Source organism: Mesorhizobium huakuii, from assembly GCF_014189455.1.
GTDB classification, from domain to species: Bacteria; Pseudomonadota; Alphaproteobacteria; order Rhizobiales; family Rhizobiaceae; genus Mesorhizobium; species Mesorhizobium huakuii_A.
The window spans coordinates 6,075,629-6,088,217 of sequence record NZ_CP050296.1 but is presented as its reverse complement, the minus strand read 5'-3'; the positions used below and the strand labels follow the sequence as shown (position 1 = coordinate 6,088,217).

Sequence of the window (12,589 nt, the reverse complement as noted above, 5' to 3'; positions counted from 1 at the left end):
CCGAGCGATGAAGGACGTGCTGAAGGAACTCGAGCGCCGGCGCGAGATCGCCCGCATGGGCGGCGGCCAGGCGCGCATCGATGCCCAGCACAAGAAGGGCAAGCTGACCGCGCGAGAGCGCATCGAGGTGTTTCTCGACGAAGGCTCGTTCGAAGAATTCGACATGTATGTCGAGCATCGCTCGACCGATTTCGGCATGGAGAAGACCAAGATCGCCGGCGATGGCGTCGTCACCGGCTGGGGCACGGTCAATGGCCGCCCGGTTTATCTCTTCGCCAAGGATTTCACCGTGTTCGGCGGCTCGCTGTCGGAGGCCCATGCCGAAAAGGTCATCAAGGTGCAGGAGATGGCGCTGCGCAACCGCGCGCCGATTATCGGGCTCTACGATGCCGGCGGCGCGCGCATTCAGGAAGGCGTGGCAGCCCTTGGCGGCTATGCCGAGATTTTCCAGCGCAATGTGCTGGCCTCCGGCGTCATTCCGCAGATTTCCGTGATCATGGGCCCGTGCGCCGGCGGCGACGTCTATTCGCCCGCCATGACCGACTTCATCTTCATGGTGCGCGACACCTCCTACATGTTCGTCACCGGGCCGGACGTGGTGAAGACCGTCACCAATGAGACGGTGACGGCCGAAAGCCTCGGCGGCGCCTCGGTGCACACGACGAAATCCTCGATCGCCGACGGCGCCTATGACAATGATGTCGAGGCGCTCTTACAGATGCGCCGGCTGGTCGACCTTTTGCCCGCGTCAAACACGTCGGAGCTCCCCGAGATCGAATGCTACCAGTCGGTGACCGACCATGATTTGTCGCTCGACCGGCTGATCCCCGACAACGCCAACAAGCCCTACGACATCAAGGAGTTGATCCTGAAGGTCGCCGATGAAGGCGACTTCTTCGAAATCCAGCAGAGCTTTGCCAAGAACATCGTCACCGGCTTTGGCCGTGTCGAAGGCCGCACGGTCGGCTTCGTCGCCAACCAGCCGATGGTGCTGGCCGGCGTGCTCGATTCCGACGCCAGCCGCAAGGCAGCGCGCTTCGTGCGCTTCTGCGACTGTTTTTCGATCCCGATCGTCACCTTCGTCGATGTGCCGGGCTTCCTGCCGGGCACCGCACAGGAATATGGCGGGCTGATCAAGCACGGCGCCAAGCTCTTGTTCGCCTATGCCGAAGCGACCGTGCCGAAGATCACCGTCATCACCCGAAAAGCCTATGGTGGCGCCTATGATGTCATGGCCTCAAAACATCTGCGCGGCGACATGAACTATGCCTGGCCGACGGCGCAGATCGCGGTGATGGGGGCGAGAGGCGCGGTCGAGATCATCTACCGCAAGGACATTGGCGACGCCGAAAAGATCGCAGCCCATACAAAGACTTACGAGGATCGCTTCCTGTCGCCCTTCGTCGCCGCTGAACGCGGCTATGTCGACGAGGTGATCATGCCGCACTCGACCCGCCGCCGTATTGCGCGCGCGCTGCGCATGCTGCGCAACAAGGACATGCAGAACCCCTGGAAGAAGCACGACAACATACCGCTGTGAGGTGGCCGATGGGGGCCCTCACTCTTCGTCGGCCGCACCGAACCCCGCGTCCATGGTGGCGCTGGTTGGGCTCGCCCAAGGTGTTGCGTGGTTGTCGATGCGCATCTGGAAGATGAAATAGGTCGGCGAGCAGAAGCCGACGCCTTTCACTTTTGAAATGCCCGGCATGTCGGGCGGCATTGACTGGCACATATAATCCTCGCGGCAGAAATGCTCGGCATCGCAGGCCGGCCGGTTGCCGCGATTGACCGCGCCGCCGAGGCACTGGTCGAAATTGTTGGTCGCCACGCAAGTGTCGAATTTCTTGCCGCCAACCAGCCCGCAGATTTCGTTCGGCATTGGCCTACCCTTCTTGAAGGCGGCGAAGTTGCGATCCTTGTCGTCGCAGGCGCGGTAGGCGATGCCGGCCGGCACGCCGATCTTCGGCGGCCGGCAGGTATAGGCGGTCCGCGAAATCCCCGGCGCGAAGGCGGCGAACTGGCCTGATATCGTGTAGCGGTCGTTGAAAGGCTGCGACTGGTTGCTGGCGATCGACCCGGTCAGGCAAGGATGGCCGGAGAACATTTTTGGGCTGTCTTGGCTGTCCTTGGGCAGCAGACACTGCGCCAGGGTGGTGCGCACGCCAGACGCGGTCGCCAGTGGCGTGCAAACCGTGCCACCGCCACATGCCCAACTCGCGCCGAAGCGCTTGGCATCGTCCGGCATCAGGCACGGCATCGCCATTTCCGCCGGCGCGTAGTTGACATCGCCGGTCTCGGTCCAGGTGGCGGGCGGTGCGAAGGACAGCGGCCGGTAGCGGTTCGGCTGCTTGCCGTCTTGCGTTGCGCGCAACCAGGCCTGGCGCCGGGGAATCTCGGCATGGAGATGCGCCGAGATGCCGACCTCGATGCGGTTGAGCGGCGACGTCGTCTTGTCGTCGAGGCCGATGAAGTGGAAGCCGGCGGTGGACCCCGCCTGGTGACAGCCCTGGCAGGCGCCATTGTCCAGCCGCTCGACCAGCGCCTCCGGCGTGCGAACCAGCTTCATCGAGGAATAATCGAGCGATACGAATTCCTTGGGTTGGAATATTTGCGTAAACGGATGATTGGCCTGTCTTGCGCTGCCGAAGGTCGACCACGAGATGACCTTCTTCGCCAGGAATTCGTCCGGGATTTCGTAGACGCCGAGATCGACCGCCGCGACATTGGTGCTGACATAGTCGGCAAGCTTTTTCTTCAGCGCCGCATCGTCCGAGAGCCGCGCGGTATCAGGTGTGTTTTCCAGCGGCTTCTCGCTGACCGCAGCACCTTCGATGCCGAAGATCCGCATCAGATACGCGGCCTGCCCTCCGAATTCGGTCTCCTGGCCCGAGGGAAAGCGCACCACCTGCGCATTGAGTTCGAGCTGCTTGAAGGTCAGCCCGGCCCGCTCCAGCGGCCCGCCGCTCAGCCAGCCGGCATCGACGCTCTCATCGAGTTGCGGCGTCCAGCGCCCGGCAACGCCGACACAGCCGCCATCGGCATCAGCTGTCGCACTGTAGACGGCGTTGAAGTTGAACGGCAGCCGCGAGGCCAGAACCTTGCCGTCCTTCTTGAAACTGTAGGCCAGGCGATAGATGAAACGCACCTCGCCGCAGCTCTTGTCGCCTTCCAAGGCAGCGAAATCACGCCGGTCGAGCCGGTTGACGACGCCGACCAGCCGGAAGCGCGCCGCCTCGCTCTTCAGCCAGCGCATATCCATGATGCGGCCGACATTGCCGTCGGTCACCTCGTAAAGCGTGCGCCCGCCAGCCTTTATCTCGGCCCGCAGCGTGGCGATGTCTGATGCCACCGTATCGACGATCGCATGATAGGCCGGCGCCTTGTCATAAAGCGTTTTCAAATCGTCCGCGCCATCGACGCCGAAAATGCCGGCGAAGCCGAAGCCCCTGGCATCGAGCGCGGCGAGCACCGCCGGATCGTCGACGACGGTCACCGGCTGCTCGGCGGCATTCGCCGACCTTGCCACCAATGCGGCTATGACAAGCGCGGTGAAAAGGACAGCAAGGCGTCTCATCGAAGGTCCGGCTGGCTTTCGATCAATTCGCGCAGCACAGGCATCAGAGCCATCGGCAGATCTTCGGCAATCAAGCCTGGTCCGAACCGGCGGCCAGCTTCAGCGTGGATCCAGACCGCGGCGCTGGCGGCTTGGAAAGGCGGCATGCCTTGTGCCAGCAATCCGGCAAGAACGCCTGCCAGCACGTCGCCGGAGCCGGCTGTAGCAAGCCAGGGTGCTCCATTGGCGTTAATCGCTGCTCGGCCGTCCGGCGCCGCGATCACTGTGTCGGCGCCCTTGTAGACAACAACGGCATTGGCGCGCGCCGCCGCCGCACGCGCCTTGGCAAGTTTTGACTGCTTCTTCTCATCGGCAATGTCGGGAAAAAGCCTAGCGAATTCGCCCTCATGGGGTGTCAGCACCAATGACGGCGCCCCGACACGGCGCGCCGCGTCGAAGAGAGCATCTGGAGCGTCGCGGAACGAAGTCAGACCGTCGGCGTCGAGCACAATGCCTCCAAACAAGCCCATGCGTTCGAAATCATAGGCTTTATCCTGTTTGAGCAATCGCAAGGCAAAATTGCGGGCTTTCTCGCCGACTCCGAATCCGGGGCCAAGAACGAACGCCGTATGCCGCTTGTCGTCGATGAATTCGCCTGCGTCAGCCACCGTATCTACCGCGCGCAGCATGATTGAGGTCAGGTGCGTAGCGTTGACCTGCATGGCATTGGCGGGCGATAGCACGGTCACTGCCCCTGCCCCTGTTCTGGCCGCAGCCATCGCTGACAGCCGCGCCGCACCGGTCGCCGATGGTCCGCCGGAAAAGACGCCGACATGGCCACGTTTATATTTATGCGTGTCGAGTGCCGTTCTCGGGAAATGCCATCGCAGCCAGAGGTCCGGCGTGTTCTCAAACGTCGTGATCTTGAGCTGGTCAACGATCGTATCCGGTATGCCAATGTCGGCAACGATAATCTCGCCGCACAGGCTGCGCCCGGGCATCAACAGATGGCCATGCTTTTTCCGCACAAAAGTCACCGTCACGGCGGCTTCGAAATAGGCCTTGGTCAATCCGGTGTCACCGGACACGCCCGACGGCAGATCGATCGACACGACTGGCACTTTCTCCGCTCCGCTGATCCCCGAAGCCGCCTGAGCGTAAGGAGAAAGGTTCTTCGAAAGTCCGGCGCCATAAAGCGCGTCGACGACAACCTCGCCTGCCGTAGGATGAAAATCATTCAGATGGTTGACCGGCAGATTGCAGGCCTCGGAAGCCAGCGCCGCGTCGCTTCCAGGCTTCTGTTTGCCCTCCGCCCAGACGGCGACATTGACGCCAGCCTCGGCCAGCAGGCGCGCCACGACATAACCGTCGCCGCCATTGTTGCCAGGGCCGCACAGCACATGCACACGGCTAGCGGCGGGATAGCGTGCCAGGACGACGGCAGCGACCGCCTCGCCGGCTCGCCGCATCAGGCCATAGCCGTCGAGCGGACCGGCAGCGATTGCTAGCCGGTCCGCCTCGCCCATCTCGGCCGGAGAAAGAACTTCATCGCTCATGGATTGCCGATCCGCATTCGATCAAGCATTGTCCAGTTTTCGGGCCGAAGCAAACGAAGAGGAGTTCATCATCAGTCGCCAGGAGGGTATCAAGGCGAGAAGATGCACATTCAATGGGCGATCTGCCTAATTATTATGCGGATGCAAGTGCTGGCACTGTGTAGGCTTCAGCAGTTCATGCCGCATCCGATGCATCGGATGACGCGAATTTGCACCTCGGCGCGACGTGACTTGGAAATCGTATGAAACCGCTTCGAATCCAGCTATCTGGCACAGTTCGTGCTTGATGGAGGCGCAAGCGGGGGCTCACAACCCGTTTTTTTGGCAGTGGAGGCCACTTTTTACATGAAAAAGATCGAAGCGATCATCAAGCCATTCAAGCTGGACGAAGTGAAGGAAGCGCTTCAGGAGGCCGGACTGCAAGGCATCACCGTGACCGAGGCCAAGGGCTTCGGACGCCAGAAGGGCCATACCGAACTCTACCGTGGCGCCGAATATGTCGTCGATTTCCTGCCCAAGGTGAAGATCGAGGTCGTGCTCGGCGACGATGCGGTCGAAGGCGCGATCGAAGCCATCCGCAAGGCGGCCCAGACCGGCCGTATCGGTGACGGCAAGATCTTCGTCTCCAATATCGAGGAAGTCGTGCGCATCCGCACCGGCGAGACCGGAATGGACGCCGTCTGACGCGACCATCCTCTAAGAAACGTCATCCATCAAAAAACGTCATCAAACAGGGATACATGACATGACGACAGCCAAAGACATCATGAAGCAGATCAAGGACAACGACGTGAAATTCGTCGACCTGCGCTTCACCGACCCGAAGGGCAAGCTGCAGCACGTAACGATGGATGTCGTCGAGGTCGAGGAAGACATGTTTGCCGATGGCGTCATGTTCGATGGCTCGTCGATTGCCGGCTGGAAGGCCATCAACGAGTCCGATATGGTGCTGATGCCCGATCCGGACACGGTCCATATGGACCCGTTCTTCGCCCAGTCGACCATGGTCATCCTATGCGACATCCTCGATCCGGTTTCGGGCGAATCCTACAACCGCGACCCGCGCGGCACCGCCAAGAAGGCCGAGGCCTACATGAAGGCCGAAGGCATCGGCGACCAGATCTTCGTCGGCCCAGAGGCCGAGTTCTTCGTGTTCGATGACGTCAAGTACAAGGCCGACCCCTACAACACCGGCTTCAAGCTCGATTCCACCGAACTGCCGTCCAATGACGACACCGACTACGAGACCGGCAACCTTGGCCACCGCCCGCGCGTCAAGGGCGGCTATTTCCCGGTGCCGCCGATCGACAGCGCGCAGGACATGCGCTCCGAGATGCTGACCGTGCTCGCCGAAATGGGCGTGCGCGTCGAAAAGCATCACCATGAGGTCGCCGCCGCTCAGCACGAGCTCGGTATCAAGTTCGACACGCTGGTCCGCAACGCCGACAAGATGCTGATCTACAAGTATGTCGTGCACCAGGTCGCCAACGCCTACGGCAAGACGGCCACCTTCATGCCGAAGCCGATCTTCGGCGACAATGGCTCGGGCATGCACGTCCACCAGTCGATCTGGAAGGGTGGCAAGCCGACCTTCGCCGGCAATGAATATGCCGGCCTGTCGGAAAGCTGCCTGTTCTACATCGGCGGCATCATCAAGCACGCCAAGGCGATCAACGCGTTCACCAACCCGCTGACCAACTCCTACAAGCGTCTGGTGCCGGGCTATGAGGCGCCGGTGCTGCTCGCCTATTCGGCACGCAACCGCTCGGCCTCCTGCCGCATCCCGTTCGGCTCGTCGCCGAAGGCCAAGCGCGTCGAGGTCCGCTTCCCCGATCCGGGCGCGAACCCCTACCTCGCCTTCGCCGCCATGCTGATGGCCGGCCTCGACGGCATCAAGAACAAGATCCATCCCGGCCAGCCGATGGACAAGGATCTCTACGACCTGCCGCCGAAGGAGCTGAAGAAGATCCCGACCGTCTGCGGTTCGCTGCGTGAAGCGCTGCAGAGCCTCGACAAGGACCGCGGCTTCCTGAAGGCCGGCGGCGTCTTCGACGACGACCAGATCGACAGCTACATCGAGCTGAAGATGGCCGAAGTGATGCGCTTCGAAATGACCCCGCATCCGGTCGAATACGACATGTACTACTCGGTGTAAGAACCCCGTACGGATAATGTCGAAAGCCCTTGAAGGATTTCCGCCTTCAAGGGCTTTTTGCTGTCTCGACGCTTCGCGATGAATCGCGTGGCCACCCAACAGCGTGGCGAGCTCTTTTGGTTCTTAAGGATTGTTTGATGGTCGGACTTGCCCGGGCCAGTGCCCCGGCAGAAGCTTCAAAGGAAGGCTAACGCGCAGCCATTTCCAGCGCAACAAAACGCCAGGAGCGAGCGGCACACTGCCTCAGGCTGCAATGCCCGCTCGTCCGGCGCCCCCGCCAATGCCGTCGTTCAAGAAACCCCGCCCCGTTCGAACAGCATCGCTTTGGCGTAACCCCATGGCCCGTGAATACGCATGCCGCAGCGTGATCTGTCAACGCCGCCGGCCGGAGGCATAAATCGCCGATTTCGATGTATGAACAGAGGCTTATAGAGAGGATCGTTGGTGTACGGATGAGCCGGAACAGGCCGTTTTCCGGGCTTTTTCAACGAACTCGGAAACGCACGGCGCCGGTGGTGCCGACGGGCGCCAACCAAAAGCCTCCCCTTCCGGTGAATTTGTTCAATCCTTTTCAACCTGACTTTTTTTGGGGGTATTCGCCCCGCCAGGCCATCACTGCAAAAAGAGAACCCCGACCGAAGCCGGGGTTCTTGCAGGGACAAGAGTCGGAGGGTGACGCCTATCCGGCAAGCTCGTCGGGGCCGTGCAGATTCCAGTCCGTTCGCCTGGCGAGCACCAGCACATAATAGATCGCCGCGACGACCATGATCAGCAGCGTGGCGATCAGGCTCGGGCGGCCGAAGGCGGCGTCGAGCAGGTTCTGATAGGCGACATAGACCAGCGCCACGAAGGCCAGAATGGCCGGCACAGGAAACAGTGGCATGCGGTAGTGCCCGCCAGCCGTGCTGCCGTTGCGGCGCCCGGCAAACACCGCCACGCACAGAAGCGCGTAGATCACCACCAGCGACGTGCCGCTGACCACCAGCAACAGGTTGATGTCGATGAAGCAGGCGACCGCCGCCAGCACCGATACGACGATGGTGGCGATCCAGGGTGACGCGTAGCTGCCATGGACGGAGGCGACCGCGGCGTTGATCGGACCGAACCAGGTCTTGTCGCGGCCGGAGCTGAACAGCAGCCGCGCCGCCTGCAGGATGATGGCGATGACCGCGTTGAAGATGGCGACGGCGATGGCAAGGCTGATCAGCACCGTCAGCGCATGGCCGCCGCGTGCCTCGAGGAAGTACTCGATCTTCTGCGGCGCTGCGAGCAGGCCCACCAGATCCGGGGAGCCGAGCAGCACTGCGGTCAGCGGAATGAGCTCGGCGGCGACCGTGATCAACAGCGCCCAGACCACGACCTTGCCGATGTTGCGTTTGGCGTCCTGCGTCTCCTCGCCGAAATAGGCGGCGGCGCCATAGCCATTATAGGCAAAGAGCGAAACGGCGGTGGCCGCAAGGATGATGCCGGCCGAGGCCGGGACCAGCGTGTTGGTACCATCGAGCAATTGCGGCGATGTGAACAGGCTGGAGAGCGGCCGCTCGACATGAGCAAAGCCGAGACCGGTCAGGATCAGCAGCGCCAGCATCTCGATGCCGAGAAAGATGCCGGTGACAAAGGCGTTGAGCTTGATGCGCATGGCCGCGACCGTACCGGCCAGCGCGATCGTCACCACGCCGACCCATTGCGGGCTGAGGTTGGGAATGAGCACGCCGAGATAGGTGCCGACGCCGAGCGCGATGACAGCGACGATCAGCACGATCGAGACGAACACCAGCACCAGCGTGACAAAGCCCCAGAAGCGGCCAAGCGTGCGACCGATCATGGTGTATTCGCCGCCGGCCATCGGATAGGCCGACGACAGTTCGGCATAGACGAAGGCCATGAACAGGCCGATGACCGCAGCGATAACGAAACTCAGGAATGAGCCCGTGCCGGCCAGCGCGATGACACCCGGCACGATGATGAACACCGAGGATGCCGGCGTCACCGCCGAGAGCACGATCATCAGCGTGCCCAGCGCATTGAGTGCCCGGTCCAGTCCCTTGGCGGTTGGCGCGGCCTTGTCGACCGCCCCTGTTGTTGCTTCGTTTGTAGACATCGTCCTCCCCTTTTTTAATCAGATAAAAATTATCCTCCGCTGCGGAACCTATCGATCGAGTCAGATATCGTCAACAAATATGGCGCATTGGTGCTTGCAAAATTTCGCACGCCAGTTTTAAACTGAATCAAATTCAGGAAACAGAAATGGGACGACCCAAAACCCAGACCGATCGCCGCCTCACCCTGGTCGCGGCGGCAGAAACGATGATCGCCAGGCGCGGCCTTGCCGGCGTCACGCTGCGCGACGTCGCCAATGAGGCAGGGATGAGTTCGAGCGCCCTGCTCTACTACTATCCCGGCCTGAAGGACCTGCTGGACGATGTGCAGCGCAAGGCCGTCGAGCGGTTCTGCACACTGCGCGCGGCGTCGGTCGCCGAGACCGCCGATCCGCGGCTGCGGCTGAAGACGATGATCGAAAGCGGGCTGCCGACCGACGCGGACGACCAGCTCTGCCGGCTGCTGCTCGAGCTCGGCGCCTATTCGCGCTCGGATGCGAGCTACGCCGCCCGCCACATCACGCTGTTCGAGCGGCAGGTATCGATCTATGTCGGCATTCTGGAAGCGGGTGCGGCCACCGGCGTCTTCAAACTGCGGGCTGCCAGCGAGACGATCGCACGCAGCCTGGTGGTGCTCGAGGACGGGCTGGGGCTGCATCTCGTCAACGTCGTGCCAGCGGTCGATCAAGCTTCGGCGATGGCAATCCTGACCAGCTATGCCGAGCTTGCCACCGGCTGCAGCCTTCGCTGAGCCGGCTTACATCAACGGAGCGAACCCCAAGCATGGACCAACTGCCGACGCAGACCACCACGCCAGCCGGCAAAGCACGAGCCCGGGCGCTCGCCATTCCCCTGCAAGGCACGCCCGGCCGCGCCAATGCCATCACCGATGTCGACGGCGTCCTGGTCGGATATTCCACAATCATCCAAGGCGAAGGCAAGCTCAACCTCGGACAGGGGCCGGCGCGCACCGGCGTGACGGCCATCCTGCCGTTCGGCCATGACGGCGTCGGTGTCGCCTGTGCGGCCGGCTACCACTCCTTCAACGGCAATGGCGAGATGACCGGCGCATCGTGGATCGAGGAGGCCGGCAGTATCAGCCTGCCGATCCTGATCACCAACACCCATGCGATCGGCCCTTGCCATCGCGGCATCATCGACTGGGTGGCGCGCCACAAGCCCGATGTCGCCAACCAGTGGCTGCTGCCGGTGGTGGCCGAAACCTGGGATGGCTATCTCAACGACATCAATGGCTCGCATGTCACGGTCGATCACGCCATCGCCGCGATCGACAATGCGGCAAGCGGGCACATCGAGGAAGGCTCGGTCGGCGGCGGCACGGGCATGAACTGCTACGCCTTCAAGGGCGGTTCCGGCACCGCCTCGCGGATCTGACTACGGCCATCGCTCCTACACGGTCGGCGTCTTTCTGCAGGCCAATTTCGGCTCGCGCCATGAACTCACCATCGCCGGCGTACCGCTCGGCGATCAGCTGGCGGACGACAACCCGATGGAGTCGTATTTCCGCGGCGGCCCGACGGGCGCCGGCTCCTGCATCGGCATCGTCGCCACCGACGCGCCACTTCTGCCCGGCCAGTGCAAGGCGCTGGCCCGGCGTGTGCCGCTCGGCCTGGCGCGGACGGGCACCACCGGCTCGCATTTTTCCGGCGATATTTTTCTCGCCTTTTCGACCGCAAACCGCGATGCGCTCAACGGCCGCTTTCCCAAAGGCCCGGCCAGCGAAGAGAGCTACAGCCGCATGGACTTCATCCCATGGGGACGGACGGACGATTTCTACACGGCCGTCGTGCAGGCGACCGAGGAGGCTGTGCTCAACGCGCTCCTCGCCAACAGCGACATGATCGGCCGTGACGGCAACCGCAGCCCTGCTTTGCCGCATGCCAAGGTTTTAGCAACGCTGAAGGCTCGTGGAGTTGTCTCCGGCTGAGAGCGGCCAGCGCATTTCGGATCCCGCGAGCATATGCAAAAAGCCCCGGCGTTTTTCCCGCCGGGGCTTTTTGCTTTCTTCAATAGCGAGCCGTCTCGTGGCCCGCCGTGAAAACAATCAGGCAGCGGCCGAGACCTTCGCGTCGGTCGCAACCTCCGAGATGGTCTTCAGGATCTGCGAAGCGATCTGGTAGGGGTCGCCTTGCGAGTTCGGGCGGCGGTCTTCCAGATAACCCTTGTAGTCATTCTTGATGAAGGAGTGCGGCACACGGATCGACGCACCACGGTCGGCGATGCCGTAGCTGAACTTGTTCCACGGTGCGGTCTCATGCTTGCCGGTCAGACGCTTGTCGTTGTCCGGGCCGTAGACGGCGATGTGGTCCATCAGGTTCTTGTCGAACTGCGCCATCAGCGATTCGAAATACGCCTTGCCGCCGACTTCGCGCATATAGGCGGTCGAGAAGTTGGCATGCATGCCCGAGCCGTTCCAGTCGGTATCGCCGAGCGGCTTGCAGTGGAACTCGATGTCGATGCGGTACTTTTCCGTGAGGCGCAGAAGCAGATAGCGGGCGATCCACATCTGGTCGGCGGCCTTCTTGGAGCCCTTGCCGAAAATCTGGAATTCCCACTGGCCCTTGGCCACTTCGGCGTTGATGCCTTCATGGTTGATGCCGGCGGCGAGGCAAAGGTCGAGATGGTCCTCGACGATCTGGCGCGCGACATCGCCAACGTTCTTGTAGCCGACGCCGGTGTAGTAAGGGCCCTGCGGCGCGGGATAGCCGCTCTCCGGGAAGCCGAGCGGGCGGCCGTCCTTGTAGAAGAAATATTCCTGCTCGAAGCCGAACCACGCACCCTCGTCATCGAGGATAGTGGCGCGCTTGTTGGATGCGTGCGGCGTGACACCATCAGGCATCATGACTTCGCACATGACCAGCACGCCGTTCGTGCGGGTCGGGTCCGGATAAACCGCGACCGGCTTAAGCACGCAATCGGAGCTGTGGCCCTCGGCCTGCATCGTGGAGGAACCGTCGAAGCCCCACAGCGGCAGCTCTTCGAGCGTCGGGAATTCGGCGAATTCCTTGACCTGCGTCTTGCCGCGAAGGTTGGGGACTGGGGTGTATCCATCGAGCCAAATGTACTCGAGCTTATATTTCGTCATTCTAGCCTCTCGTTGCTTGTTCACCGAACACCAAACGGCGTCGACATGCGTCTGCCGTCGGCAGCCGGCGCTGCCGATCCCTAAAATGCAATTCGTGTGCCACTCCGGCTCCGGTGGGTG

8 protein-coding genes and 1 pseudogene are annotated in these 12,589 nt (G+C 62.2%); 5 read left to right on the top strand and 4 right to left on the bottom strand.

Translation table 11 applies throughout. From position 1 onward, the window contains the following. Nucleotides 1–7 precede the first annotated feature (7 nt). Nucleotides 8–1,540: an acyl-CoA carboxylase subunit beta gene (locus tag HB778_RS29550; RefSeq protein ID WP_095203307.1), complete on the top strand. Its 1,533-nt coding sequence runs from the start codon at nucleotides 8–10 to the stop codon at nucleotides 1,538–1,540. A gap of 18 nt (nucleotides 1,541–1,558) precedes the next feature. Here the strand turns inward: HB778_RS29550 and HB778_RS29545 are convergent, their stop codons facing one another. Beyond that, on the bottom strand, nucleotides 1,559–3,574 hold the full coding sequence (locus HB778_RS29545) for a hypothetical protein (RefSeq protein WP_183459008.1): 2,016 nt from the start codon (nucleotides 3,572–3,574) through the stop codon (nucleotides 1,559–1,561). Further along, complete coding sequence (locus tag HB778_RS29540) at nucleotides 3,571–5,109, bottom strand: NAD(P)H-hydrate dehydratase (RefSeq protein WP_183459006.1); 1,539 nt, start codon at nucleotides 5,107–5,109, stop codon at nucleotides 3,571–3,573. Before HB778_RS29540 ends, HB778_RS29545 begins: the two co-directional genes overlap by 4 nt. Nucleotides 5,110–5,454: 345 nt before the next feature. Between HB778_RS29540 and HB778_RS29535 the strand changes: the two genes are divergently transcribed. Together HB778_RS29535 and glnA are read left to right on the top strand one after the other, a co-directional pair. Then, nucleotides 5,455–5,793 carry a P-II family nitrogen regulator gene (locus HB778_RS29535; RefSeq protein ID WP_006205430.1) on the top strand — a complete coding sequence of 113 codons (339 nt, stop codon included), beginning with the start codon at nucleotides 5,455–5,457 and terminating at the stop codon, nucleotides 5,791–5,793. 61 nt (nucleotides 5,794–5,854) lie between these two features. Beyond that, nucleotides 5,855–7,264, top strand: coding sequence for a type I glutamate--ammonia ligase (gene glnA, locus HB778_RS29530; protein ID WP_095203303.1), 1,410 nt, complete (start codon nucleotides 5,855–5,857; stop codon nucleotides 7,262–7,264). A 679-nt stretch (nucleotides 7,265–7,943) separates the two neighbouring features. Here glnA and HB778_RS29525 read toward each other — a convergent pair. Further along, complete coding sequence (locus tag HB778_RS29525; RefSeq protein WP_183459004.1) at nucleotides 7,944–9,365, bottom strand: APC family permease; 1,422 nt, start codon at nucleotides 9,363–9,365, stop codon at nucleotides 7,944–7,946. A 146-nt stretch (nucleotides 9,366–9,511) separates the two neighbouring features. Between HB778_RS29525 and HB778_RS29520 the strand changes: the two genes are divergently transcribed. Both HB778_RS29520 and HB778_RS43495 read left to right on the top strand, forming a co-directional pair. Next, nucleotides 9,512–10,114, top strand: coding sequence for a TetR/AcrR family transcriptional regulator (locus HB778_RS29520; protein ID WP_183459002.1), 603 nt, complete (start codon nucleotides 9,512–9,514; stop codon nucleotides 10,112–10,114). Nucleotides 10,115–10,146: 32 nt separating this feature from the next. After that, nucleotides 10,147–11,311: pseudogene (locus HB778_RS43495) on the top strand (P1 family peptidase). A gap of 117 nt (nucleotides 11,312–11,428) precedes the next feature. On the opposite strand, the gene HB778_RS29510 reads toward HB778_RS43495, so the two are convergent. Then, nucleotides 11,429–12,469, bottom strand: a complete 1,041-nt coding sequence (locus HB778_RS29510) for a glutamine synthetase beta-grasp domain-containing protein (protein WP_095203299.1) — start codon at nucleotides 12,467–12,469, stop codon at nucleotides 11,429–11,431. Nucleotides 12,470–12,589: the final 120 nt, after the last annotated feature.